This window comes from Quatrionicoccus australiensis (assembly GCF_020510525.1).
Taxonomy (GTDB): domain Bacteria; phylum Pseudomonadota; class Gammaproteobacteria; order Burkholderiales; family Rhodocyclaceae; genus Azonexus; species Azonexus australiensis_B.
Genome location: NZ_CP075188.1, coordinates 1849404 through 1872341, shown reverse-complemented (window position 1 = coordinate 1872341; position 22938 = coordinate 1849404). Strand labels below are relative to the sequence as shown.

Below are 22938 nucleotides of genomic sequence, written 5' to 3'. Positions count from 1 at the left end.
GCGCCAGCCCTGCGTCCACCGCCCATCCTGACGGACATCGCTCTTGAAGACCCCGGCCCGGATCGAGCCGCTGGTGGTCGATGGCCTGGTCGACTCGGTCGTCCGCCAGTTGATGAGCGGCAAGGAAGCCATGGTCTATGTCGTGCAGTGCGGCGACGAGTTCCGCTGTGCCAAGGTATACAAGGAAGCCAACAAGCGCAGCTTCCGCCAGGCGGTCGACTACACCGAAGGGCGCAAAATCAAGAACAGCCGGCAGGCGCGCGCCATGCAGAAAGGTTCGCGCTACGGTCGCCAGGAGCAGGAAGCGGCCTGGCAACATGCCGAGGTCGACGCCCTGTACCGGCTGGCCGCGGCCGGCGTGCGCGTGCCGACACCGTACAACTTCCACGAAGGCGTGCTGCTCATGGAGCTGGTCGCCGACGAGGACGGCGAACCGGCGCCCCGCCTCAACGATGTCCAGCTCAGCCCGGAAATCGCCCGCGAATACCACGCCGTGCTCGTCCGCCAGGTCGTGCGCATGCTGTGCGCCGGCATCGTGCATGGCGATCTTTCCGAATACAACGTGCTGGTCGACAGCGCCGGCCCGGTCATCATCGACCTGCCGCAGGCGATCGATGCGGCGGCCAACAACAACGCCAGCCGCATGCTGGAACGCGATGTGGACAATCTCGCCACCTATTTCGGCCAGTTCGCCCCGGAACTGCTCAAGACCAGCTACGGCAAGGAAATCTGGGCACTCTACGAAAGCGGCAAATTGCAACCCGAGAGTGAGTTGACCGGCATCTTCACGCCGCCGGAAACCGTAGCTGACCTCGATGAAATCATGCAGGTCATCGATGCGGCGACAGCAGCCGATGCCGACCGCCGGGCACGCAAGGCGGCGCTGGAACCGGGCTTGCCTGGCCAGGACGAGTTCTGAGGGCGATTTCAGCCACTTCCGAAGCATTGCCCGACAACAGGCAGCGTCGTTTTGTACCGCACATCACCGCAGCAGCAAGGCCCGAGGCACAGACTATTTACATTTCCACCGACTGTGACTTAGGCTCTCGACGGCGTCCATCGCAAACCCGGGCGCCCGTCATTGTCAGATTGTCATTACTGCCCGGCCTGGCCGGAATTCACTTCGCTGGTTTAAGGAGCCACTGTGTTGCGTAAAGCCCTGGTTTTGTTCATTGTCATGCAGGTGTCGTTGGTGCAGGCCGAAACATTCAAATGCTCCAAGGCGGGAGGCGCCAGCTATTACTCCGACACCCCTTGCGGCACGGACAAGACGGTTCGCGTCGAACAAACCCTGGCAACATCGGCAAACGGCCAGATCAGCCAGAAACTGCTCGGGAAGATGCATGACCTGTGCAAGGAGTCGGTCAAGGACTGGATTCCCTACAGTGACCCGAGGAATTTCACCTATCGCGAGGGGAGCCGGCTGATCGGCAAGAATGTCGTGATGAAATCGCCCAAGGGCGGCTCGCAGGCGGCCGTTCGCTTCAATCTGGAAGCGAGCAGCAGATCATCTTCCAACCGCTACGGCGGCATGGAGACCTACTATTGCTACGTCACCCCCAGTGACCTGCCCTCGGTGATCGGCATCTACACCCAGTTGATGGAATAGGAAATAGCGGCGGCCTGCATTGCTCAATTGCATGCGAATTTAGTAGTATCCGGCGCTGCATTTCCAGAACAGTGGCGCGATGAAACAGGAAACCTATTACGACTTGCTGGGGGTATCGCCGGACGCTGACCTGGCCGAGATAAGCCAGGCCTATTTGCGGATTTCAAAGCAGCAGGCCGCCGACAAAGGCTCCATGGAAGCTGCGCTGCGCAAAGAACTCGTCGACCGGGCCTACGAAACCCTTTCCAGCCCGACCCGACGCAACGATTACGATGCCGGACTGTCGCAGCATCAACTGCTGCCCAACGCCGGCGAACGGCCGCTTTATATTGAAGTCGGACTCGAGCCGAACAAGGCAAGCCCGATCCGGCGCCTGCTCACGGTGATTGCCAGCGTGATGGTGATCGGCCTGGTCATCCAGGCGGTCGTGATCTTCATGTCCTACCAGCGCGCCAAGGTAATCATGGAAGAGAACGGTCCTTCCCCTGCCGCCGAAAAGGTATACCTGCAGGAGTTCTACCAGACCTATGGCATCCGTGCCGCCAGTCGGGGAGAAGCGGAATTGCTGCTGGCCGACATGAAAAAGAAGGAACAGCAGACGCGCGACGAAGCCCAGAACAAGCAGCTCCTGGAAAACGAAGCGCGCAAGCAAAAGCAGTTCGAGGAAGAGTCGCGCCGCATTGGCGCCGAGGTGTCGGCGAATATCCAGCAGGCCGAACAGGAAGCCGCCCGCCAGAAAGAAGCCGAATTGCGCCAGAAGGAAGAGCGGGAACGGGCAGAAAAGGCCGAAGAGCGCGCCCGCCTCGATAACGAAATCAATCGCCTGCGCGCACGCCGATACTCGGAATAATCCGACAGGACGATGGCGAACCTCTTCTCGGGAAAACTCTTCAAGATTGCCGCCTTGCTCATGGCAGGCGTACTGGCTTATGCCATGATCGCCGGAAAGAAATTCAGCGAACGCGACTTCGTTGGCAAATGGCAATCTTCCCGGACATTCACCCCGCTCATCATCGCCACCAACGGCGAATGGGAAATCAGGACCGCTGAAGGCAGTGTCCTGCAATACGGTATCTGGCGTTTGGAGAACGACAAGATCATCTGGACCATCAAGCAGGGCGGCCGGATCACCGATGATGCCAATCCGGTGCTGTCAGCCAGCGCCAGGGAATTCCGGGTCCGGGAACAGGACGGCAGCACGACCGTCTTCAGGCGGATCGATTAGGCGCGCAAAGCGTCGCAGCAGCCTAGATTTCCGGGCACCAGACCTCGACCGGTGCCAGCTTTGCGTAGGCGGCATGGGCCGAGAGGAAGACCTCACCGGTCAACGCATTCCAGAAGGCCGATTTCATCAGGCGGTCCTGCACCGGCCCCTTGACCTCGGCGAGGTGCAGCCTGATGCCGCGCGCCGCGAGATCCTGGTTGAGTTCGGCAAAAACCTCGACCGCCGTGGTGTCCATCAGATTGACGCCACTCATCACCAGCACCAGGTCGTGCGGCGCATCGATCAGCGCCAGCTCCTGCTCCAGACGTTGCTCGACCGCCCCGAGGTTGCCGAAGAACAGGCGCTCGTCGATGCGCACGAAGAGCACGCCGGGCAGCGTCTCGACTGCGTAGCGCGCCACGTTGCGGAAATGCTCGGTGCCCGGCACCCGGCCGACGACGGCGATGTGCGGCGTACTGACGCGCAGCAACAGCGTCGCCATCGACAGCACGATGCCCAGACCGATCCCGGCCTCCAGCCCGAAGAGCAGCACGCCGCCGGCGGTGCACAGCAGCGCCAGCGCGTCGGCCCGGTCGTAGGCCCAGGCCTGGCGCAGGGCACGCAGGTCGATCATCGACAAGGCGGCGACGATGATGCTCGCCGCCAGCACGGCGAGCGGCAGGCGCTCGAACCATTGCGCCGCGCCGAGCACGACACCGACCATGGCCAGTGCCGACAGGATGCTGGCGAGCGGCGTCTGCGCCCCGGCCGCGACATTGATCGCCGAACGCGAAGTGCCGCCACCGACCGGCATGCCGCCGGAGAAGGCGGCGACGACGTTGGCGGCGCCGAGGCCAACCAGTTCGGCATTGGCGTCGATGCGCTCGCGCCGCTTGATGGCCAGTGCCTGCGCCATGGTAATGCCCTGCACCATGCCGATCAGGGCCATGACGAAGGCCGGACGCAGCAATTGCTGCACGGTGTCGAGACCGGGCAGGAAGAAATTGAATTCGGGCAGGCCGGCAACCACGCCGCCGACGACATCGACACCCTGCAGCCGGTCGAGATCGAAGGCAACGACTGCCCCCAGGCCGGCCAGCACGATCAGCAGCGGCATCAGGCGCACGATGAAGGCGGCGCGGCCGGCACGCAAACCGGCACGCACCAGCCAGCCGGCCAGCAGCGCGCGGACCACAAAAAGCAGGACGAGCGCTGTCAGGCCGATCGCCAGCGTCGGCAGATGGCTCTCGCCGAGGCGGCGCAGCAGGTCGAGCAGCACTTCGCCGCTGCTCTCGCCCTGCGGCGTGATGCCGAGCAGGTACTTGAGCTGGCTGATCACGATGAGCACCGCCGAGCCGGAAATGAAGCCGCTGATTACCGGTCGACTGAGCAATTGCGACAAAAACCCCAGACGCAACAGGCCGCAGGCGAGCAGCATCAGGCCGGAAAGCAGGGACAACGCCGCGGCCAGCATGATGTAGCCGGGGGTGGTCGGCGTCGCCAGCGGGCTGAGCACCGAGTAGGTCATGATCGCGGTGATCGCCACCGGCCCGACTGCCTGCACCATGCTGCTGCCGAGCAGCGCATAGGCGATCACCGGCAGGATGCTGACGTAGAGCCCGAGTTGCGGCGGCAGGCCGGCGAGCAGCGCGTAGGCCAGGCTCTGCGGAATGACCAGGATGGTGACGATGAGGCCGGCCGCGACATCGGCCCCGAGTTTTTCCTTCGGGTAATGCAGCAGCCAGGCGGGGATCAGCCGGGGCATCGCGCGTTCAGGTCTTCTTGACCAGCTGTTTGGCGAAGGCCGCGTCGTTCTTGGTGACGCGCGGCACAACCTGCGGCCCGAGCGCATTGACCGCCTTGACGAAGTCGTCGAGCGGCAAGGCGGCGACGCTTTCCTGCACACCGTCGGCGGTACGTTCGCGCAGCACGAACAGGCCGTCGCCGGTCATCACCATCAGGAAATGCCGGCCGGCGCAGCGCTCGTTGAGACGGGCGACGGCGGCGGTGGCGCGGGTCGAGCGGCGGGCGGTCACTTGTATTTCTTGAACACGGCCTTGGCGTCGAGATGGGCGCGATCCAGCGTGCAGATCGATTCATCGTCGTCGTGGCCGGAAAAGAAGTCGTCGGCCTGGGCGCGCATCACCATGGCGATGGCGGCCTGGTCGGCAACGTCGTATTTCTCGGTGATCAGGGTGGTTACTTCGTCGAGGTGTTCTTCGTAGGTCATGGCGTGTCGTATTTCATGTCGAGGTAAAGCGCTTCCACCTTGGCCCGCGCCCAGGGCGTGCGGCGCAGGAACTTGAGGCTGGAGGCGATGCTGGGGTCGAGGATGAAGCAGCGGATTTCGATCTGGCGCCCCATTTCTTCCCAGCCGTAGCGGTCGACCAGTTCCAGGAGCATTTTTTCCAGGGTGACCCCGTGCAGGGGATTGTTCGGCTGCTTGTTCGTGGTTGGGTCGGTCATGGCTTATCCGGCACAGGCGCCCGCCGGGCGCGTGAAATAGAGCGTGCGCTGCTCGAGGCAATCGCGGTCGCCCATTTCGAAAGCGCGGCAGATGTCGGGGCGCAGTTCATAGATCGTGCAGCGCATCGTGTCGCGATCGAGCGCCGCACACCAGCCGTCGTCAAGGCGGCGCATCACCGCCCCGCCCCAGTCGTTTTCGTCGGTGAAGCGGGCCGGCACGCCGGCATCGCCGATCAGCATGACTTCGAGCTGGCAGCAGCAGGCCGCGCAATTGCTGCAGGCGACGGCCGGGCTGGGCTCAGGGAGGCGGGGGGCGATCATGGTGCGCATTGTCCCATGCCAGCCGGGGCGAGGTCCATGCACCGCCGGCGGCGAGCGGTCGACGGTGTGAAAAAGGCATTTTTCCAGGCCTCGACCGGTACGGCACCAGTTGGGTGCAGGTGCCTTGCCGTGGTGCCAGAAAAGCACGGACAAAAACAGTGAAATGCGGCTTCCCGCGGCATTTTCACGGGCATGTCGCTTGCTTCTATGCAGACATCTGTCAGTAGCAGGAGATGGGCGTGGCGAAATACAAGGGAATCGAAGTCAGGGACAGCGTACGGCAACTGCTGCCCCACATGCCGCTGATCGAGGAATACCGCGAAATGCTGCAATCGCTGCAGGCGGTCTGGGACAATCTCAACCTGCTCGGCCAGATGTCGGGCACCACCGCCGAGATCGGCCAGACCCGCGAAGCCTTCGCCAGCCTGACCGGCGAACTGCTCAACAACCTCGCCGAACAGACCCTGGCCAAGCGCGAGCAGGAAATGAAGGCGCGCTCGCAGGTGGTGATCGACATCCTGATCCGCAACCTGTTCGAGCGCACCGCCGACATCGGCTTCCTGTCCACCGACGACGCGATCCGCCAGTTTGCCGCCAACCCCGGCGAGCCCTGGGCGCTGCAACAGCGCTTCCGGGAATATGTCCGCAAGTATTCGGTGTACGAGGATGTCGTGCTGCTCGATCGCAATGGCCGCATTCTCGCCCGCCTCAAGCCGGACGAGCGGATCACCGCGATCCACGATGACTGGGTACGCGCCGCAGCGACGACCAGCGCGCCCTATGTCGAGGCCTACGGGCCGTCCGAACTCTTCCCCGGCCAGACGCAATCGCTGATCTACGCCTACAAGATCACTTCCGGGCTGGGCGAAACGCTGGCCGTGCTCGCCCTGTGCTTTCGCTTCGGCGACGAGATGACGCGCATCTTCCAGGGCCTGGCCCAGGCCGACGATGCCGGCGTGATGGCACTGCTCGATGCCGGCGGCCAGGTCATCGCCAGCAGCGACCGCTGGCAGGTGCCGCTCGGCGCCGAACTGCAGGTCGCCTCGGGCAGCCTGCAGCGCCTGCGCTTCGCCGGCCGCAGCTATCTCGCCTTCGCCAGCGACACCAAGGGCTACCAGGGCTACATGGGGCCGGGCTGGCGTGGCCTGGTGCTGATGCCGGTCGATCACGCCTTCGAGATTCATGACGACCACCAGCTCGATGCCATCGAACCCGCCCTCCTCGCCTCGGTGATGGCGGGCGGACGCGCCTTTTCCGAGGCCCTGCGCGCCATTCCGCAGCAGGCCGAAGGCATCCAGCGCGACCTCAGCCGCGCCGTCTGGAACGGCACGGTACGCCAGGGCAGCTCGGCGGCAGCGGTCAACAGCGCTTTTTCGAAGATTTTGCTGCGCGAGATCAGCCGCATCGGCATGAGCATGCGCGAAGTCTTCTCGCGCTCGATCGGCAACCTGCAGGCGACGGTGCTCTCCTCGCTGCTCGCCGACAGCCAGTTCTTCGCGGCGCTGGCCATCGACATCATGGACCGTAATCTCTATGAGCGCGCCAACGACTGCCGCTGGTGGGCGCTCGACGGCAACATCCGCGCCCTGCTCGCCAACCCGGGCAACAAGAACCGCCAGGCGGAACTCGAGAAGGTGATCGCCTACATCAACAGCCTGTACACGGTGTACGACAACATCCTGCTCTTCGACAGCGAAGGCTGCATCCAGGCGGTCGCCAACCCGAACTATGCCAATCTGGTCGGCAAGATGCTGGACGAGCCCTGGGGCGCCGACTGCCTGGCCCTGCCCGACAGCCAGTCATATACGGTTTCGCAATTCACGCGCAGCCCGCTCTACGCCTCGCGCCCGACCTACATCTACCTGGCCGCGCTGCGCGCCCCGGACGACAGCCGGGTGAGCGGCGGCATCGCCATCGTCTTCGACAGCGAACCGCAGTTCAACGCCATGCTCAACGACGCCTTGCCGCGCGTAGCCTCGGGCGAGCCGGTCGCCGGCAGCTTCGCCGTCTTCGTCGACGATGCCGCGCGCATCGTCGCCTCGACCGACAGCAATTACCGGATCGGCGAAACCCTGACGCTGCCGGACGAGCTGCTCAAACCGGCTGTAACCGGCTGCTCCCTGCTGATTGCGCTGGACGGCCAGGTCATGGCGGTCGGCGCCCGGCCGTCCACCGGCTACCGCGAATACAAGGGCAAGGAAGACAGTTATCGCAATGCGCTCAGCGCACTGGTCTTCATCCCGCTCGGCGCCTACGACGCCAGCGCCCGCCTCGGCAATGACAGCGGTGAAGTTGTTGCGCGCCGTGCCAGTCCGGCGGCCGACGTCGCCATCCGCGAAATCGCCACCTTCCATCTCGGCGGCCACTGGCTGGGCCTGCCGGTCAGTGCGGTGGTCGAGGCGATCGAGTTGAATGGCGCGGCCTGCCTCGCCAACGCACCGAAACAGGTCTACGGTGCGCTGATCTACCGCAATGAAACCCTGCCCATCTACAACCTGCACGCCGCGCTCGGTCTCGACGAAAGCGGCGAAGCGGGCGTCGGCCAGCAAGTCGTTGTCGTGCGCGGCGAAAATGGCAAGCTGTTCGGCATCCTGGTCGACCAGCTGGGCGAAGTCATGGAAACGCCGCTCAGCGACATCGAAGACCTGGCGAACATCTATGTCGGCATTGCCTCGGTGCTGGCTTCCGTCGTCAAGACTGCGCCCGGCACCAATGCGCCGATGCTGGTCCTGCTGTCGGTGGCGAGCATGAGCGAACAATTGCGCGGCCGCAGCGAGGCTGCGCCCCAGCCTGCCTGATCAGTGCAGGTCGACGGCGTGCTGCTTGAGCGCGGCCAGCGGCACGATTTCCAGTGCCGCCTGGTTGGTCGAATTGAGCGACACCTGCGGTGCCTTGCCGGCCTGGTAAGCCTGCAACCAGCGCGCGGCACACAAGCACCAGCGCTGGCCGGGCTGCAGACCGGGGAAATCGAATTCCGGGCGCGGCGTGGACAAGTCGTTGCCGGCGGCTTTCGAGAATTCGAGGAATTCGGCAGTCAGCACGACGCAGATCGTGTGGCTGCCGAGATCGTCCTCTGAGGTATTGCAACAACCGTCGCGAAAGAAGCCGGTCAGCGGCCGCTCATGCATGGCAGCAAGGGCCCGCCCAGCACATTGAGCTGGTTGCCACGCCAGGGGAAATCGCGGGTTTTCACCGGCGGCTCAGGCGACTTCGTCGATCCAGGCCTGCTGGATGGCTTCGAGGATCTTTTCGCCGCAGCGGTTGGGATCGTCGTTGAAGTCCGGCAGGGCCATGACCCAGTTGCGCAGGTCCACAAAGTTGATTTTCAGCGGATCGATGGCGGGATGGGCATCGCTCAGTTCAATGGCGATGTCGTTGATGTCGGTCCATTTCATTTGCGGTGTCCTTCCTTGGCCATGTTCAGGCTGTATTTCGGAATCTCGACAACCAGCGGCGTCTTGCCGACAATCGCCTGGCAGCCCAGGCGGGAATTCGGCTCAAGGCCCCAGGCCTTGTCGAGCAGGTCTTCCTCTTCTTCCTCGGCCGGGGTCAGCGAGTTGAAGCCTTCACGCACAATGACGTGGCAGGTCGTGCAGGCGCAGGACATTTCGCAGGCGTGGTCGAGTTCGACGCCGTTTTCGAGCAGGGTTTCGCAGATCGACTTGCCCTCTTCCGCCTCGATGACGGCGCCTTCCGGACAATTCTCGACGTGCGGCAGAACGATGATCTGGGTCATGCCGTTTCTCCTTCGTTGCCCACCTTGATGTCGTCAACATTGCGACCGGAGAGCACTTTCTTGATGCTTTGATCCATGCGGCGATGCGCAAATTCCTGCGTCTCGAAACCGAGATCGTCCATGGCGATGTTGATCAGGCGGCGGTTCTCGCCGGCCACGGTGTCGCGCAACTTGGCGATCGTCGCAACGATTTTCGCGGTTTCGGCCGCGTTGAGCAGGTGCGGATCTTCCTTCATCGCCGCCTCGGTCGCCTCGATCATGCGCTGCGCTTCGACCTGGGCTTCCTTGAGGGCGCGGCTCATCGCGTCGTCCTTGGCGTGCTCCATCGAATCCTTGAGCATGCCGGCAATTTCGTCGTCGGACAGGCCGTAGGACGGCTTGACGGTGACGCTGGCTTCGACGCCGGTCGTCTGTTCGCGCGCCGCAACCGACAGCAAACCATCGGCGTCGACCTGGAAGGTGACGCGGATGCGCGCCGCGCCGGCCACCATCGGCGGTATGCCGCGCAGCTCGAAACGGGCCAGCGAACGGCAGTCGGCAACCAGCTCGCGTTCGCCCTGGACGACGTGAATCGCCATTGCCGTCTGGCCGTCCTTGAAGGTGGTGAATTCCTGGGCACGTGCCGTCGGAATCGTGGAATTGCGCGGGATGACCTTCTCGGTCAGGCCGCCCATGGTTTCCAGGCCGAGCGACAGCGGCGTGACGTCGAGCAGCAGCCAGTCATCGGTGCCGGTCTTGTTGCCGACCAGCAGGTTGGCCTGGGTCGCGGCGCCGAGCGCGACGACCTTGTCCGGATCGAGATTGGTCAGCGGTTCCTGGCGGAAAAAGTCGCCGACCGCCTTCTGCACCTGCGGCATGCGCGTCGAGCCGCCGACCATGACCACACCCTTGACGTCTTCGGCACGCAGGCCGGCATCGCGCAGCGCCTTCTTGACCGGCTGCATGGTCTTCGAAATCAGCGTCTGGGCAATTTCAGCGAAGGTCGCGACATCAAGCTTGATGTCGACCACATCGCCTGAACTCAGGCGCACGGTGATCTGGGCTTCCGGGTGGTTGGTCAGGTATTCCTTGGCCTCGCGGCAGCGCATCATCAGCAGGCGCCCGTCTTCCGGTGACAGCGGCTGCAGCTTGGCCTGCTCGATGACCCAGCAGAAGATGCGGTGGTCGAAATCGTCGCCGCCGAGCGCCGAATCGCCGCCGGTGGACATCACTTCGAAAACGCCCTTGGTCAGTTTCAGGATGGAGATGTCGAAAGTGCCGCCGCCCAGGTCGTAGACCGCGTAGACGCCTTCCGCCGCGTTATCCAGCCCGTAGGCGATGGCGGCGGCGGTCGGCTCGTTCAACAGGCGCAGGACATTGAGACCGGCCAGCTTGGCGGCATCCTTGGTCGCCTGGCGTTGCGCGTCGTCGAAATAGGCCGGCACGGTGATCACGGCACCGACCAGTTCCCCGGCCAGCGCGCTTTCGGCGCGTTCCTTCAAGCTTTTCAGGATTTCGGCCGAAACCTCGACCGGGCTCTTGATGCCGGCGATGGTCCGGACCTTGACCATGCCCGGCGCCTCGATGAAGTCGTAGGGCATGGATTCGACATGCGCGATGTCCTTGAGGCCGCGCCCCATGAAGCGCTTGACGGAAACGATGGTATTTCTCGGGTCGACCGCCTGGCGGGTCTGCGCGTCGTAACCGACTTCCGTGCTGTGGTCGGCGTGATAGCGCACGACCGAAGGCAGCAAGGGGCGGCCCTGCTCGTCGTTGAGGCAGACGGCGATGCCGCTCCTGACCGTGGCGACCAGCGAATTGGTGGTACCGAGGTCGATGCCGATGGCGAGCTTGTGCTCGTGCGGGGCAGCCGACTCACCGGGCTCGGCGATTTGAAACAGGGCCATAGATTATTCTTCCAGCGACGCCAGCGCGTCGTCGATTTCGTAAAGGAGTTTTTCCAGGAACATCAGACGCCGCACCAGCTCGGTGGCGGCGCTGTGATCGTCCTGATCGAACAGGTCGGCAAGCTCGTCATAGCGCGCGTTGATATCGCCGCGCAGGCGGTTGTGCAGGTGTTCCAGCTCGTGATGATCGCCACCGCTGCGCGCATCCATCACCGCCTCGCGCCATTCCATCTGTTCCATCAGGAAGTCGACCGGCATTGCGGTATTGTTTTCCGCCTGGATGTCGTGCCCAGCCTGGTGCAGCAGGTACTTGGCGCGCTCAAGCGGCTTCTTCAGCGTCTGGTAAGCCTCGTTGGCATGCGTCGCCCACTGCATGGACAGCCGCCGCTCGGCATCGCCGGCACTGACGAAACGATCCGGATGCACCTGTGCCTGGATGTCGCGATAACGCGAATCCAGCTCGGACAGGCTGATCCGGAAGCTTTTAGGCAGTTCGAACAGGGAAAAGAAATCGGCGGTCAGATCCACCACAAACCTCGCAATAGCGGTTTTATCGGCCGTTCAAGATGTGGCCAACGTTAAAGCGAAGGCGGGACTAGGCGCCGCCCGCGCTGACAGTACTAACAGTACGGCAAGCGGGCGGCAACGACGTAGCGCCGAGCCCGCGCCAACGATTACACGTTGAAGGATTCGCCGCAGCCGCACTGATCTTTGACATTGGGGTTATTGAACTTGAACCCTTCGTTCAGGCCTTCGCGCGCGAAATCCAGCTCCATCCCTTCGAGATACGGCATGCTCTTGGCGTCGACAAACACCTTGACGCCATTGCTTTCAAAAACCATATCCTCGGGATCAACCTCGTCGACAAATTCCAGCTTGTAGGCCATGCCGGAACAGCCGCTGGTCCGCACGCCGAGGCGCAGGCCGACGCCCTTGCCCCGTTTGGTCAGGTAATTGGCGACATGTTTTGCCGCCTTGTCGGTCAAGGTCACAGCCATGCTTATTCTCCGTGCTTTTTCTTGTAATCCGCCACGGCTGCCTTGATGGCATCCTCGGCCAGGATCGAACAATGAATTTTAACCGGCGGCAGGGCCAGTTCTTCAGCAATTTCGGTGTTTTTGATGGCCAGGGCCTGGTCGACCGTCTTGCCCTTGACCCATTCGGTCACCAGCGAAGACGAGGCGATGGCGGAGCCGCAGCCGTAGGTCTTGAACTTGGCATCTTCGATGACGCCAGACTTGTTGACCTTGATCTGCAGCTTCATGACGTCGCCGCAGGCCGGCGCGCCGACCATGCCGGTGCCGACGCCGTCGTCTTCCTTGCCGAAGGAACCGACGTTGCGGGGATTTTCGTAGTGATCGATGACTTTGACGCTATAGCTCATGTTCTTGCTCCTTATAGTCGCGCTGCTAGCTGTTAGGATCGAGTTGCCTAGGAAAACCGGCTCGATCCTGGATCCTAATAACTAACAACTAATTAGTGTGCGGCCCACTGAACGGTGCTCAGATCGATGCCTTCCTTGTACATATCCCACAGCGGCGACAGATCGCGCAGCTTGCCGACCTTGGCGTGCAGCAACTGGATGGCGTAGTCGATTTCTTCTTCGGTCGTGAAGCGACCGATCGAGAAGCGGATCGAGCTGTGTGCCAGTTCGTCGTCGCGACCCAGCGCGCGCAGCACGTAGGACGGTTCCAGGCTGGCCGAGGTGCAGGCCGAACCGGACGAAACCGCCAGATCCTTGATCGCCATGATCATCGACTCGCCTTCGACGTAGGCAAAGCTGATGTTCAGGTTGTGCGCCACGCGCTGCGTCAGGTCGCCATTGACGAAGGTCGCCTCGATATCCTGCAGGCCCTTCAACAGCTTGTCGCGCAGCTTGCCGACGCGCAGGTTTTCTTCAGCCATTTCTTCCCTGGCCAGACGGAAACACTCGCCCATGCCGACGATCTGGTGCGTCGCCAGCGTGCCGGAGCGGAAACCGCGCTCGTGACCGCCGCCGTGCATCTGCGCTTCCAGGCGGATGCGCGGCTTGCGGCGCACGTAGAGGGCGCCGATGCCCTTCGGGCCGTAGGTCTTGTGAGCACAGAAGCTCATCAGATCGACCTTGAGCTTGCTCAGGTCAATCTCGACCTTGCCGGTCGCCTGTGCCGCATCAACGTGAAAAATGACGCCCTTCTCACGACAGATTTCACCGAGTTCGGCGATCGGCTGGATGACGCCGACTTCGTTGTTCACGAACATCACCGAGGCCAGCACGGTGTCCGGACGGATGGCGGCCTTGAAGACTTCCAGATCGAGCAGGCCGTCTTCCTTGACATCAAGGTACGTGGCTTCGAAGCCCTGGCGTTCCAGTTCGCGCACGGTGTCGAGCACGGCCTTGTGCTCGGTCTTGACGGTGATGATGTGCTTGCCCTTGGTACCGGCGTAGAAATTCGCGGCGCCCTTGATGGCGAGATTGTTGGATTCGGTGGCACCGGAGGTCCAGACGATTTCCTTGGGATCGGCGCCGACCAGGGCGGCAACCTGCTCGCGCGCTTCCTCGACGGCGGCGTCGGCGACCCAGCCGAAGCTGTGCGAACGCGAAGCCGGATTGCCGAAGTGCTCGCACAGGTAGGGAATCATTTTTTCCGCGACGCGCGGGTCGACCGGCGTGGTGGCCGAGTAATCCAGGTAGATCGGAAGTTTCATCGTCATTCTCGCTATGTCGGATTGTTCAAACGGCAAGTGCCGTCAGTCCCTGCAGGCGTCCGACTGTGACCTGCAAGGCGTTGATCAACTGGTCGATATCGACCTCTGTATTGTCTGCACCCAGGCTGACCCGGACCGCACCGCGGGCGATTTCCGGCGCCACGCCCATCGCCCGCAGCACATGCGAGGGTTCCGGATTGGCGCTGGAACAAGCGGCACCACTGGCCACCGCGAAACCTTCGCGATCCAGCTTGCCGACCAGGGTTTCGCCATCGATATCGGCGAAGGCGAAGTAACTGGTATTGGGCAATCTGGGCGCGTCGACCGCAAAAACCGTGGCGCCAAGCGCCTGCAATCCTTTTTCCAGCCTGCCCTGCAACATTTTCAAACGCATCGGTAGTTCGGCAACGCGTTGCGCCGCAAGTTCCGCCGCAATGCCAAATCCGACGATGGCCGGCACGTTTTCGGTGCCCGAACGCAGACCGCGCTCGTGGCCGCCGCCGGCGATCAGAGGCTGCAACTCGACGCGCTTGTCGAGCACCAGCGCCGCCGCACCCTTCGGGCCGTTCGCCTTGTGCGCCGACAAAGTCAGCGCATGCACGCCGGCCGCATTGAGCGCCCGGAAATCGAGCGGCAGCTTGCCCAGCACCTGCACCGCATCGCTGTGGAACCAGGCGCCGCTGGCGCGGGCTGCCGTTGCCAGCGCTGCAACATCCTGCAGGACGCCGGTTTCGTTATTGGCGCCCATCACCGAAATCAGTTTCGGCTTGCCCGCCAAAACATCGGCGTAATCCGTCAAATCGACCCGTCCGGCGGCGTCGACCGCTATCTGCCGCAATTCCCAGCCCTGCCGCACCAACTGGGCGGCCGGCTTGAGCACACAGGGGTGTTCAACGGCACTGACCGCGAGCAGACCCGGCTTCAGGGAAGCAGCGGCGCCTTTCAGGAACAGGTTGTTGCTCTCGCTGCCACCGCTGGTGAACACAACCTCGGTCGGGTGCGCATTGACCGCCGCCGCGACGCGCTGGCGCGCCTCGTCGATCGCCTGGCGCGCCCGCCGTCCATACTCATGCCGGCTCGAGGCATTGCCGCACAGGCTTTCCAGCCAGGGCAGCATGCCCGCCAGCACGGCCGGAGCGAGCGGCGTCGTGGCGTTGTGATCAAGGTAGCGCGGTTGAAACATGGAACGCTCAGGCCGCTACGGCTGCCTTGTCGCGACTGGCGCGCACACGCGGCGCCGGGCGCTTGTCGGTCAGCACGACCGGCTTGCCGGCCAGCTTCTGGCGCTGGCGCTCAACCAGATCGGCGAGCGACACCGAAGCCAGGTATTCGTACATCTTGCTGTTGAGCGTGGACCACAGGTCGTGCGTCATGCAGCGATGCTCGTCGTGGCAATTTTCGTGACCGCCGCACTGCGTCGCATCAAGCTGCTCATCGACGGCACGGATGATGTCGGCGACCGCAACCTGGTCGAGCGGCCGCGCAATGCAGTAACCGCCGCCAGGACCGCGCACGCTATCCACCAGCTTGTGGCGACGCAGCTTGCCGAACAATTGCTCGAGATAAGACAGGGAAATCTTCTGGCGCTCGCTGACGCTGGCCAGCGCGACAGGACCGTCCTCGCCGCGCAGGGCAAGATCGATCATGGCCGTGACGGCAAAACGTCCTTTGGTGGTCAAACGCATTTCCGGTCTCCCGTTAATAACCTAGTGTTGCGGTCAACTATACCTAAACCAGACAAAATCAGTCAACTATTTTGCCCAGGTATTTGGGATCGAAAGCATCGGCTGCCTGCACTTCCGCATCGCACTTGACACCCTGGGCATCAAGCTCCTTGATCAGGGAGGCAAAGCGACGGTCGGTCTCGGCAGCGTGGTCGAGCAAACCGTGAATGGCCTTGGCCAGCGGATCATCCTGATCGCGTCCGACCGCGTAAGCGGAGAAACCCATCTTCTCGGCCTGCGCCTCGCGCTGCTTGCTCTGTTCGGAACGATCGAGAATGCGCGCCGGATTGCCGACTGCCGTGGCACCGGCCGGCACTTCCTTGGTGACGACGGCATTCGAACCCACCCGCGCCCCGGCTGAAATGGTGATCGGCCCAAGCACCTTGGCACCGGCACCAATGACCACGCCGTCCTCCAACGTCGGATGGCGCTTGCCCTTGTTCCATGAGGTGCCGCCCAGGGTAACGCCGTGGTAGAGCGTGACGTCGTTGCCGATCAGCGCGGTTTCACCGATCACGACACCCATGCCGTGGTCAATGAAAAAGCGGCGGCCAATGGTGGCGCCGGGATGAATTTCGATGCCGGTCAGAAAACGTGAAATGTGCGCGGTAAACCGGGCGAGCCAGCGCAAACGGTGACCCCACAACCAGTGCGCAAGACGATGCAGGAACAGTGCGTGGATGCCGGGATAACAGGTCAGCACCTCCCAGAACGAGCGGGCTGCCGGATCGCGGTCAAAAACCGCACGGATATCCTCACGCAAATGGCGAAACATGAAGCCAGATCTCCCTTTTCAGACAAGGGAGAATTTTAAAATACTCGACTGAATTTGTCAGCTATTTTACCCGGGGATGCCGTAGGTATCTGATTTATAATCCCGCGCTGTTTTTACATATCACTACAAATTCCCTCATGCGCAGCCCTCTGCTCCCCCTGGCCCTCGGTTTCACGCTCCTGCTTGGCGCCTGTGCCACGCCGGCACCGGTGGCCGAACAGCAGATCCGCGGCGATTACCGTTTTACGGAAAAATACCTTTCCTGGCTGGTCGACCGTGAAATGTCGGACAACGACATTACCGGCCTGAGCATTGCGCTGATCGACGACCAGCAGGTGATCTGGCAAAAGGGCTTCGGTCACGCCGATCTGGAAAAGGGTATTCCGGCCACTCCGGAAACCATTTACCGTGCCGGCTCGATCGCCAAGGTGTTCACCGCTGCTGCCACCATGCAGCTCGCCGAACAGGGCAAGCTCGACATCGATCAGCCGCTGACCGCCGCCCTGCCGGAGTTCGCGATCAAGACGCGCTTCCCGAAAGCCGGGCCGGTGACGCCGCGCAATGTCATGACACACCATTCCGGCCTGCCGTCGAATTTCCTTCGCGGCATGTATGTGCGCGATCCGGGGCGTTTCGAAAGCGTCGTCGACGGCCTGCACGACGAATACCTGACCTTCCCGCCCAATTACGTTTTTTCCTATTCCAATGTCGGCATGGCGCTGCTCGGCGCCACCGTGCAAAAAGTCAGCGGCGAGCCGTTCAACGACTACATGGAGCGCCACTTCTTCCAGCCCATGGGCATGACGCAGAGCAGCTTCGCCTCGCGCGCCGTGACCAAGGCTTATGACAAGAACAAGGAAATCGAGGTTTTTTCGCTGCGCGACATGCCGGCGGCCAATCTGCTCAGCAACGTGGTCGACCTCGGCCAGTTCATGAAAATGCAGTTTGCCGACGGCAGATCGGGCCAGAACCGGATTCTCTCCGCCGCCACGGCGCGTGAAATGGTGCGGGTGCAGAATGCCGACTTCCCGCTCACTTTCAACGCCTATGTCGGACTGGGCTGGATGATGCACGGCATCGAGATCCCCGGCGGCGGCCAGGTAGCCAGTCATGGTGGTTCGCTGCCCGACTCGCACAGCATGATGGCCATTCTGCCCGAGCACAAACTGGGCGTCGTCGTCCTCTCCAACTCCGCCACCGCGCACACCGCCGTGACCAGAATCGCCAGCGAAGCCCTGCGCCTGATGCTGGAAGCCAAGACCGGCATCCGCCAGGCGGCGCAGCCGGTGGTACGCGCCAAGGAGCGCGAACCGACCCGTGCCGAACTGCAGCAGTTCGACGGCAATTTCGACACCCTGGTCGGGCTGGCCAAGATCTCCACCAAGTCGGGCAAAATCGACGTCGAGGCGGTCGGCCAGAGCTTCCGTCTGGTGCCGCACGAAGACGGCCTGCTCAGCGTCAAGTACAAAGTGCTCGGCCTGGTACCGGTGCATGTCGGCGCCTTCGACGACATCCGTCTCTCCATCGTCAGCGTTGACGGACGCCAGATCATCGTCGGCCGGATCGGCGGCGAATCGCTGATATTCGGCGAAAAACTCAAACCGTCGAGCATTCCGGAGAAATTCCTCGAACGGATCGGGCAATACGAAATCATCGGCAAGATCGACGGCCCTTCGCCCGAGCACATCGCCCTCAGCGAAGACAACGGCATCCTGGTCGGCGAAGTACGCTTCGCCGAGAAGCCTGAGCTGCTCCTGCGCATCGGCTTCCAGGCGGTATCCGACAACGAAGCCGTGACCGCCGGCCTGGGCAGCGGTCGCGGCGACACGCTGCGCCTGCTTGAAGAAGACAACGAACAACGGCTGGGCTTTTCCGGCTACCAGCTCCGCAAGAAACTGAACTGAACCATGCAAAACCTGCACAGAGAACTCAAGGAATTCATCATCGAGACGATGAATCTCGAAGACATCACGCCCGATGAAATCGGCGACGACACCCCGCTGTTTGCCGATGACGGCCTTGGCCTCGACTCGATCGACGCCCTGGAACTGGTGCTGGCACTGAAGAAAAAATACGGCATCGTGCTTGAAGCCAACGATGAAAAAAGTCGCGAACACCTGCGCTCGGTCGCTACGCTGGCGACACTGGTCGAAAGCAGCCGGTCGGCGTGAGCGGCACACCGCGGGGACAGCGTCGATGACCCCGAACAGCCGGAAAATCCGCTTCCTGCGCCGGCACATCCCAGAATTCGCCTGCATTCCCGGCTGCCACGACTGCTGCGGCCCGATCACCGCATCCAGCGAGGAAATGGCGCGCCTGCCGGAAATCGACGAAAAACACCGGTCGACCGCCCTGGCCGCCTGGAATTGCCCGCAACTGGGTGAGCAGGGCTGCCAGGCCTACAGCGAACGCCCGCTGATCTGCCGCCTGTTCGGCACGACGGCCAGACTTCCCTGCCCGCACGGCCGCCGTCCGGAAAACATGATCGAAGCGGACATCGAGCGCCAGATCGAAGCCTGGTTTGACGCCACACCGCATCGCCTCATCTGAGACGAAGCCGGACAGCGGCAACATCCGCTCAGGCGAGCGCGCCGCGACTCTCCGACTCTCTTTGCCGGCCGGAACACTCCGGGCACACGGCACCGATTTCAACTTCGGGATTTTCCAGACCATGTCCGGCATTACTCAGGCTGAGCATCAGCAACTGGGTCAGGGCATGGTCGTGCAACTCGCTGACCTTGCCGCAACGCGGACAAACAAGAAAGAGACTGGGCAGGCAGTGCGAATCGTGGCGGCAGGCGACGAACTGGTTGATGCGTCCGATCTTGTGCACCAGCCCCTGCTCGATCAGGAAATCGAGCGCCCGATAAACGGTGGGCGGCGTCGCATTACTGCGCGCTTCCTTGACTCTGGCCAGCAAATCATAGGCTTTGAGCCCATTCGGACTGCGGAAAAGCAGGCCGAGTACATCGCGCCGAATCGCGGTTAGCGATACACCGCGCTCCTTGCAACGGGCGGCTACGCCGTCGAGAAAGTGCTCACAAGAATCAGCCGGATCGGAAATTACGGTCGTCATGGTCGCGATTTTAGGGCGATGAGCCCGTATTGCACAAATGCAATGTTATAACATATCATTTTATTCTCAACCGCCCCCGTCGGTATGTCAGCCAATGGGCCGCCCCTACTACGAAGAAGCCAGATGAACGCTCCCCTCCCCTCCTCCCGGGACCGCCTGCCGGTCACCGTCCTGTCCGGCTTCCTCGGCGCCGGCAAGACGACCCTGCTCAACCATGTCCTGAACAACCGTCAGGGCCTGCGCGTCGCGGTCATCGTCAATGACATGTCCGAGGTCAATATCGATGTCCGGCTGGTCGCCGAAGGCGGCGCCGAGCTGTTGCGCGGCGAGGAAAAAATGGTCGCAATGAGCAACGGCTGCATCTGCTGCACGCTGCGCGAAGACCTGCTGATCGAAATCACCCGCCTGGCCAGGGAAGGCCGCTTCGATTACCTGCTCATCGAATCGACCGGCATCGCCGAGCCACTGCCGGTCGCCGAGACCTTCACCTTCCGCGCCGAAGACGACACCAGCCTGTCCGACATCGCCCGCCTCGACACCATGGTCACCGTCGTCGATGGCTACAACTTCCTGCGCGATTACAGCTCGCAGGACTACATCGCCGATCGCGGCGAAAGCCTGGGCGAAGACGACCAGCGCCCGGTCGTCGGCCGGCTCGTCGAGCAGGTCGAGTTCTGCGACGTCATCGTTCTCAACAAGACCGACCTGCTGACGGCGGACGAGATCGCCCGCCTCGAAGCCATCCTGCACACGCTGAATCCGCGCGCCGACATCGTCCATGCCCGTTTCGGCGAAGTGCCGCTCGAACGCATCCTGAATACCGGCCGCTTCGACTTCGAACAGGCAGAACAAGCGCCCGGCTGGCTGCAGGAACTGCGCGGCGAACACATCCCGGAGACCGAGGAATACGGCATTTCCAGCTTTGTCTACCAGGCGCGCCGGCCCTTCCATCCACAGCGTTTCCACGCCTGGATCAACCAGGAGTGGCCGGGCGTCATCCGCTCGAAAGGCTATTTCTGGCTGGCCTCGCGCCCCGGCCTGGTGGGTAGCTGGTCGCAGGCCGGCCCGGTCACCCGGCACGAACTGGGCGGCCTGTGGTGGGTTGCCGTGCCGGAAGCGGAATGGCCGCAGGACGAGGAAAACCGTCAGATCATCCGGGAACGCTGGGTCGAACCCTACGGCGATGCGCAGCAGGAACTGGTGCTGATCGGCATCGACATGGACGAAGCCGCGCTGCGCCAGGCCTTCGACGCCTGCCTGCTCGACGCCGACGAACTGGCTGCCGGCCCGGCCGTCTGGGTTGGCTACCCGGACCCGTTCCCGCAGTGGACGATCGATGAAGAGGAAGAACCTGCCGCATGAATCCGACTGAAAAATTGCTCAGCGATGCCGAACTGCTCGCCGCCCCGGCCGCGGACTACATGTCGGCCGCCCAGCTCGCCACCTTCCGCCAGCGCCTGCTCGCCGAAGAGCGCGCCCTGCGCGCCACTGCCAATGAAACCACGCAGCACCTGCAGGAGACGACAGCGGCGCCGGATCCGACCGACCGCGCCAGCACCGAGGAAGAACACACGCTGGAGCTGCGTGTGCGCGACCGCGAGCGCAAGCTGCTCAAGAAAATCGCCAAGGCCTTGCAGCGCATCGAGGACGGCAGCTACGGCTGGTGCGAAGAAACGGGCGAGCCGATCGGCATCGCCCGCCTGATCGCCCGGCCGACCGCCAATCTCTGCCTGGAAGCCCAGGAACGCCACGAACAACGCGAACGCCAATACGGCAGTTAGGAAGCAACATGCAACAAACCCAACTCGAACGGCGCATCCCGGTCACCCTGCTCACCGGCTTTCTCGGCGCCGGCAAGACAACCCTGCTCAATCACCTGCTCGGCCAGCCGGAAATGGCCAATGCGGCGGTATTGATCAACGAATTCGGCTCGGTAGCGGTCGACCATCACCTGGTCAGCAAAATCGACGAAGACATGATCCTGCTCGATTCCGGCTGCATCTGCTGCACGGTACGCGGCGACCTGACACGCAGCCTGAGCGAACTGTTCATGCGCTGCCTGCGCCGCGAAATCAAGCCGATCAATCGCGTCATCATCGAAACCACCGGCCTGGCCGATCCGGCGCCGGTGATCTTCACGCTGCTCGAAGACTTTTTCGTCTCCGAGCGCTACCGCATCGACGGCGTCGTCACCGTCGTCGATACGACGCACATCCTGCAACAGCTGGCGCAACACGCCGAACCGGTCAAGCAGATCGCCATGGCCGACCGTCTGCTGCTCAGCAAGTGCGATCTCGCCACGCCAGAACAACAGCACGAAGTCAGTCGCACCCTGAGTCGCCTCAATCCTTCCGCGGCGCAGATCTACGTCAGCCGCGGCGAAGTCGCCGTCGCTTCGCTGACCGATTGCGGCCTCTACGATCCCGGCCGCAAGACGCCGGACGTCGCCGCCTGGCTGGCCGAGGAAAAGGTACGAGAGGAGCGCCGCCTGGCGCACGGCCATCACCATCATCACGACGTCGACCGCCACGACGCGCATGTTTACAGCTTCGCCCTGACTTTCGACCAGCCGCTGCAGTGGGCCTTTTTTGCCGATGCCGTGGCCACGCTGCTCGAGAGCATGGGCGACCGCATCCTGCGCATCAAGGGTCTGCTCAACGTCGTCGGCGACCACCGGCCGCGTGTCGTGCAGTGCGTGCAACACGTCATGTATCCCTACGCCTACCTGGAGAACTGGCCAGATGAGGTGCCTTACAACGACCGGCGCAGTCGCCTCGTCTTCATCGTCCGCGACCTGCCACAGTCGATGATAGAACAGGCCTTCGCCATGTTCTGCGGTGTCCGCGACGTCGGCGAGACGACAGCCGAATGCTGATCCGCAAGCTGTTCAAGTTCGAGAACGCGCATATCGTGCGCGGCTGCAGCACGCAGCGCTGCGCGCACTCGCTGCACGGCCACTCCTACAAGCTCGAAATCCTGCTCGAAGCGCACGCCTTCGACCGTGGCCAGATGCTCTACGACTTCGGCCTGCTCAAGCACGGCGCGCGGCCGCTGATCGATGCCTTCGACCATGCCGTCGCGCTATGGTCGGGCGACGATCCCGACTACATCGCCGCCGGCCAGCGCTTTTCCGAGCGCTGGGTGTTGCTGCCCGTCTCGCCCAGCGCCGAACAGTTCTCGCGGCTGTTTTTCGTGCTCATCGACCGCTTGCTCGAGTTGACCGACATGCGTAACGGCGAAGCCGAAATCAGCCTGCATTCGATCATCGTCCATGAAACCGAAAGCGGTTACGCCCAATGTTTCCGTGCCGATGCGGTCAACCCGAAAATGGGCCCGATTTTGCTGGAAGACATCGAGTTTTCCCCGGCCATCCGCGCGGACTGGCCCGATCCCGAGCTGTTTGACAAGCTCAAGCGCGGCAAGCGCACGGCCAATCCCCTCCGAGTCTGAACC

The 22938-nt window shown here is 62.8% G+C and carries 29 protein-coding genes; 12 read left to right on the top strand and 17 right to left on the bottom strand.

The annotated features are described in order from the left end of the window. Positions 1-43 precede the first annotated feature (43 nt). The 4 genes from KI612_RS08890 to KI612_RS08875 all read left to right on the top strand — a co-directional run bounded on the left by KI612_RS08890 (position 44) and on the right by KI612_RS08875 (position 2834). Positions 44-919: a PA4780 family RIO1-like protein kinase gene (locus KI612_RS08890; protein ID WP_226443595.1), complete on the top strand. Its 876-nt coding sequence runs from the start codon at positions 44-46 to the stop codon at positions 917-919. 225 nt (positions 920-1144) lie between these two features. Then, positions 1145-1609 (top strand): hypothetical protein, encoded by a 465-nt coding sequence (locus KI612_RS08885; protein WP_226443593.1) that lies wholly within the window; start codon positions 1145-1147, stop codon positions 1607-1609. A 79-nt stretch (positions 1610-1688) separates the two neighbouring features. Continuing rightward, positions 1689-2459, top strand: a complete 771-nt coding sequence (locus tag KI612_RS08880; RefSeq protein ID WP_226443591.1) for a J domain-containing protein — start codon at positions 1689-1691, stop codon at positions 2457-2459. Between the two features lie 12 nt (positions 2460-2471). Then, positions 2472-2834, top strand: coding sequence for a hypothetical protein (locus KI612_RS08875; protein WP_226443589.1), 363 nt, complete (start codon positions 2472-2474; stop codon positions 2832-2834). Positions 2835-2856: 22 nt separating this feature from the next. Here KI612_RS08875 and KI612_RS08870 read toward each other — a convergent pair whose 3' ends face one another. Genes KI612_RS08870 through KI612_RS08850 form a run of 5 tightly spaced genes read right to left on the bottom strand, consistent with a single transcriptional unit; the run spans position 2857 to position 5600 of the window. Beyond that, a complete protein-coding gene (locus tag KI612_RS08870; RefSeq protein WP_226443587.1) occupies positions 2857-4578 on the bottom strand; it encodes a SulP family inorganic anion transporter in 1722 nt (573 codons plus the stop codon). Positions 4579-4585: 7 nt separating this feature from the next. Beyond that, positions 4586-4849: a hypothetical protein gene (locus tag KI612_RS08865; protein ID WP_226443585.1), complete on the bottom strand. Its 264-nt coding sequence runs from the start codon at positions 4847-4849 to the stop codon at positions 4586-4588. Further along, complete coding sequence (locus tag KI612_RS08860) at positions 4846-5043, bottom strand: hypothetical protein (RefSeq protein ID WP_226443583.1); 198 nt, start codon at positions 5041-5043, stop codon at positions 4846-4848. Before KI612_RS08860 ends, KI612_RS08865 begins: the two co-directional genes overlap by 4 nt. Continuing rightward, the gene (locus tag KI612_RS08855) at positions 5040-5279 is read right to left on the bottom strand and encodes a VF530 family protein (RefSeq protein ID WP_226443581.1); all 240 of its coding nucleotides are present in this window, start codon (positions 5277-5279) and stop codon (positions 5040-5042) included. The genes KI612_RS08860 and KI612_RS08855 overlap by 4 nt, the downstream gene beginning before the upstream one ends. Before the next feature lie 3 nt (positions 5280-5282). Continuing rightward, entirely contained in the window at positions 5283-5600 is a 318-nt protein-coding gene (locus tag KI612_RS08850; RefSeq protein WP_226443579.1) for a YkgJ family cysteine cluster protein, read from the bottom strand. A 239-nt stretch (positions 5601-5839) separates the two neighbouring features. Between KI612_RS08850 and KI612_RS08845 the strand changes: the two genes are divergently transcribed. Further along, complete coding sequence (locus KI612_RS08845; protein ID WP_226443577.1) at positions 5840-8398, top strand: chemotaxis protein CheW; 2559 nt, start codon at positions 5840-5842, stop codon at positions 8396-8398. Here KI612_RS08845 and KI612_RS08840 read toward each other — a convergent pair whose 3' ends face one another. The 11 genes from KI612_RS08840 to cysE all read right to left on the bottom strand — a co-directional run bounded on the left by KI612_RS08840 (position 8399) and on the right by cysE (position 16409). Then, positions 8399-8728, bottom strand: coding sequence for a DUF2237 domain-containing protein (locus KI612_RS08840; RefSeq protein ID WP_264180843.1), 330 nt, complete (start codon positions 8726-8728; stop codon positions 8399-8401). 72 nt (positions 8729-8800) lie between these two features. Beyond that, the gene (gene iscX, locus KI612_RS08835; RefSeq protein WP_226443575.1) at positions 8801-8995 is read right to left on the bottom strand and encodes a Fe-S cluster assembly protein IscX; all 195 of its coding nucleotides are present in this window, start codon (positions 8993-8995) and stop codon (positions 8801-8803) included. Continuing rightward, positions 8992-9336, bottom strand: a complete 345-nt coding sequence (gene fdx, locus KI612_RS08830; RefSeq protein ID WP_226443573.1) for an ISC system 2Fe-2S type ferredoxin — start codon at positions 9334-9336, stop codon at positions 8992-8994. Before fdx ends, iscX begins: the two co-directional genes overlap by 4 nt. Then, complete coding sequence (gene hscA, locus KI612_RS08825) at positions 9333-11222, bottom strand: Fe-S protein assembly chaperone HscA (RefSeq protein WP_226443571.1); 1890 nt, start codon at positions 11220-11222, stop codon at positions 9333-9335. The genes fdx and hscA overlap by 4 nt, the downstream gene beginning before the upstream one ends. A gap of 3 nt (positions 11223-11225) precedes the next feature. Further along, positions 11226-11750: a Fe-S protein assembly co-chaperone HscB gene (gene hscB, locus KI612_RS08820; RefSeq protein ID WP_226443569.1), complete on the bottom strand. Its 525-nt coding sequence runs from the start codon at positions 11748-11750 to the stop codon at positions 11226-11228. Between the two features lie 146 nt (positions 11751-11896). Further along, on the bottom strand, positions 11897-12220 hold the full coding sequence (gene iscA, locus KI612_RS08815) for an iron-sulfur cluster assembly protein IscA (RefSeq protein WP_226443567.1): 324 nt from the start codon (positions 12218-12220) through the stop codon (positions 11897-11899). A 2-nt stretch (positions 12221-12222) separates the two neighbouring features. After that, the gene (gene iscU / locus KI612_RS08810) at positions 12223-12606 is read right to left on the bottom strand and encodes a Fe-S cluster assembly scaffold IscU (RefSeq protein ID WP_153149973.1); all 384 of its coding nucleotides are present in this window, start codon (positions 12604-12606) and stop codon (positions 12223-12225) included. A gap of 92 nt (positions 12607-12698) precedes the next feature. Continuing rightward, positions 12699-13910 (bottom strand): IscS subfamily cysteine desulfurase, encoded by a 1212-nt coding sequence (locus KI612_RS08805; RefSeq protein ID WP_226443557.1) that lies wholly within the window; start codon positions 13908-13910, stop codon positions 12699-12701. Between the two features lie 25 nt (positions 13911-13935). Continuing rightward, complete coding sequence (locus tag KI612_RS08800; protein ID WP_226443555.1) at positions 13936-15093, bottom strand: cysteine desulfurase family protein; 1158 nt, start codon at positions 15091-15093, stop codon at positions 13936-13938. 7 nt (positions 15094-15100) lie between these two features. Then, a complete protein-coding gene (gene iscR, locus KI612_RS08795) occupies positions 15101-15595 on the bottom strand; it encodes a Fe-S cluster assembly transcriptional regulator IscR (protein ID WP_226443553.1) in 495 nt (164 codons plus the stop codon). A gap of 58 nt (positions 15596-15653) precedes the next feature. Continuing rightward, on the bottom strand, positions 15654-16409 hold the full coding sequence (gene cysE, locus KI612_RS08790) for a serine O-acetyltransferase (RefSeq protein ID WP_226443543.1): 756 nt from the start codon (positions 16407-16409) through the stop codon (positions 15654-15656). Between the two features lie 137 nt (positions 16410-16546). Here cysE and KI612_RS08785 point away from each other — a divergent pair, with 137 nt between their 5' ends. From KI612_RS08785 to KI612_RS08775, 3 genes are read left to right on the top strand one after another with little or no spacing between them, the layout of a single operon-like run. Further along, positions 16547-18313, top strand: a complete 1767-nt coding sequence (locus KI612_RS08785; protein WP_226443541.1) for a serine hydrolase domain-containing protein — start codon at positions 16547-16549, stop codon at positions 18311-18313. A 3-nt stretch (positions 18314-18316) separates the two neighbouring features. Next, positions 18317-18580: a phosphopantetheine-binding protein gene (locus KI612_RS08780; RefSeq protein ID WP_226443539.1), complete on the top strand. Its 264-nt coding sequence runs from the start codon at positions 18317-18319 to the stop codon at positions 18578-18580. A gap of 25 nt (positions 18581-18605) precedes the next feature. After that, positions 18606-18959 carry a YkgJ family cysteine cluster protein gene (locus KI612_RS08775; RefSeq protein ID WP_226443538.1) on the top strand — a complete coding sequence of 118 codons (354 nt, stop codon included), beginning with the start codon at positions 18606-18608 and terminating at the stop codon, positions 18957-18959. A 28-nt stretch (positions 18960-18987) separates the two neighbouring features. Here the strand turns inward: KI612_RS08775 and KI612_RS08770 are convergent, their stop codons facing one another. After that, on the bottom strand, positions 18988-19485 hold the full coding sequence (locus tag KI612_RS08770) for a Fur family transcriptional regulator (protein WP_226443536.1): 498 nt from the start codon (positions 19483-19485) through the stop codon (positions 18988-18990). Positions 19486-19608: 123 nt separating this feature from the next. Here KI612_RS08770 and zigA point away from each other — a divergent pair, with 123 nt between their 5' ends. From zigA to KI612_RS08750, 4 genes are read left to right on the top strand one after another with little or no spacing between them, the layout of a single operon-like run. After that, on the top strand, positions 19609-20847 hold the full coding sequence (zigA, locus tag KI612_RS08765) for a zinc metallochaperone GTPase ZigA (protein WP_226443534.1): 1239 nt from the start codon (positions 19609-19611) through the stop codon (positions 20845-20847). Continuing rightward, the gene (gene dksA / locus KI612_RS08760) at positions 20844-21266 is read left to right on the top strand and encodes an RNA polymerase-binding protein DksA (RefSeq protein WP_226443532.1); all 423 of its coding nucleotides are present in this window, start codon (positions 20844-20846) and stop codon (positions 21264-21266) included. Before zigA ends, dksA begins: the two co-directional genes overlap by 4 nt. 8 nt (positions 21267-21274) lie before the next feature. Then, positions 21275-22360, top strand: a complete 1086-nt coding sequence (locus KI612_RS08755; protein ID WP_226443530.1) for a CobW family GTP-binding protein — start codon at positions 21275-21277, stop codon at positions 22358-22360. Continuing rightward, a complete protein-coding gene (locus tag KI612_RS08750; protein ID WP_226443528.1) occupies positions 22354-22935 on the top strand; it encodes a 6-pyruvoyl trahydropterin synthase family protein in 582 nt (193 codons plus the stop codon). The genes KI612_RS08755 and KI612_RS08750 overlap by 7 nt, the downstream gene beginning before the upstream one ends. The last annotated feature ends 3 nt before the right edge of the window (positions 22936-22938 follow it).

What these genes read in the sequence shown, in the direction of transcription:
- KI612_RS08870 (WP_226443587.1), bottom strand. Translation starts at nt 4,578, where the DNA reads ATGCCCCGGCTGATCCCCGCCTGGCTGCTGCATTACCCGAAGGAAAAA.
- iscX (WP_226443575.1), bottom strand. Translation starts at nt 8,995, where the DNA reads ATGAAATGGACCGACATCAACGACATCGCCATTGAACTGAGCGATGCC.
- cysE (WP_226443543.1), bottom strand. Translation starts at nt 16,409, where the DNA reads ATGTTTCGCCATTTGCGTGAGGATATCCGTGCGGTTTTTGACCGCGAT.
- fdx (WP_226443573.1), bottom strand. Translation starts at nt 9,336, where the DNA reads ATGACCCAGATCATCGTTCTGCCGCACGTCGAGAATTGTCCGGAAGGC.
- zigA (WP_226443534.1), top strand. Translation starts at nt 19,609, where the DNA reads ATGAACGCTCCCCTCCCCTCCTCCCGGGACCGCCTGCCGGTCACCGTC.
- KI612_RS08785 (WP_226443541.1), top strand. Translation starts at nt 16,547, where the DNA reads ATGCGCAGCCCTCTGCTCCCCCTGGCCCTCGGTTTCACGCTCCTGCTT.
- iscU (WP_153149973.1), bottom strand. Translation starts at nt 12,606, where the DNA reads ATGAGCTATAGCGTCAAAGTCATCGATCACTACGAAAATCCCCGCAAC.
- KI612_RS08755 (WP_226443530.1), top strand. Translation starts at nt 21,275, where the DNA reads ATGCAACAAACCCAACTCGAACGGCGCATCCCGGTCACCCTGCTCACC.
- KI612_RS08780 (WP_226443539.1), top strand. Translation starts at nt 18,317, where the DNA reads ATGCAAAACCTGCACAGAGAACTCAAGGAATTCATCATCGAGACGATG.
- KI612_RS08840 (WP_264180843.1), bottom strand. Translation starts at nt 8,728, where the DNA reads ATGCATGAGCGGCCGCTGACCGGCTTCTTTCGCGACGGTTGTTGCAAT.
- KI612_RS08800 (WP_226443555.1), bottom strand. Translation starts at nt 15,093, where the DNA reads ATGTTTCAACCGCGCTACCTTGATCACAACGCCACGACGCCGCTCGCT.
- KI612_RS08855 (WP_226443581.1), bottom strand. Translation starts at nt 5,279, where the DNA reads ATGACCGACCCAACCACGAACAAGCAGCCGAACAATCCCCTGCACGGG.
- KI612_RS08750 (WP_226443528.1), top strand. Translation starts at nt 22,354, where the DNA reads ATGCTGATCCGCAAGCTGTTCAAGTTCGAGAACGCGCATATCGTGCGC.
- KI612_RS08880 (WP_226443591.1), top strand. Translation starts at nt 1,689, where the DNA reads ATGAAACAGGAAACCTATTACGACTTGCTGGGGGTATCGCCGGACGCT.
- KI612_RS08860 (WP_226443583.1), bottom strand. Translation starts at nt 5,043, where the DNA reads ATGACCTACGAAGAACACCTCGACGAAGTAACCACCCTGATCACCGAG.
- hscA (WP_226443571.1), bottom strand. Translation starts at nt 11,222, where the DNA reads ATGGCCCTGTTTCAAATCGCCGAGCCCGGTGAGTCGGCTGCCCCGCAC.
- iscR (WP_226443553.1), bottom strand. Translation starts at nt 15,595, where the DNA reads ATGCGTTTGACCACCAAAGGACGTTTTGCCGTCACGGCCATGATCGAT.
- KI612_RS08775 (WP_226443538.1), top strand. Translation starts at nt 18,606, where the DNA reads ATGACCCCGAACAGCCGGAAAATCCGCTTCCTGCGCCGGCACATCCCA.
- KI612_RS08770 (WP_226443536.1), bottom strand. Translation starts at nt 19,485, where the DNA reads ATGACGACCGTAATTTCCGATCCGGCTGATTCTTGTGAGCACTTTCTC.
- KI612_RS08850 (WP_226443579.1), bottom strand. Translation starts at nt 5,600, where the DNA reads ATGATCGCCCCCCGCCTCCCTGAGCCCAGCCCGGCCGTCGCCTGCAGC.
- dksA (WP_226443532.1), top strand. Translation starts at nt 20,844, where the DNA reads ATGAATCCGACTGAAAAATTGCTCAGCGATGCCGAACTGCTCGCCGCC.
- KI612_RS08875 (WP_226443589.1), top strand. Translation starts at nt 2,472, where the DNA reads ATGGCGAACCTCTTCTCGGGAAAACTCTTCAAGATTGCCGCCTTGCTC.
- iscA (WP_226443567.1), bottom strand. Translation starts at nt 12,220, where the DNA reads ATGGCTGTGACCTTGACCGACAAGGCGGCAAAACATGTCGCCAATTAC.
- KI612_RS08805 (WP_226443557.1), bottom strand. Translation starts at nt 13,910, where the DNA reads ATGAAACTTCCGATCTACCTGGATTACTCGGCCACCACGCCGGTCGAC.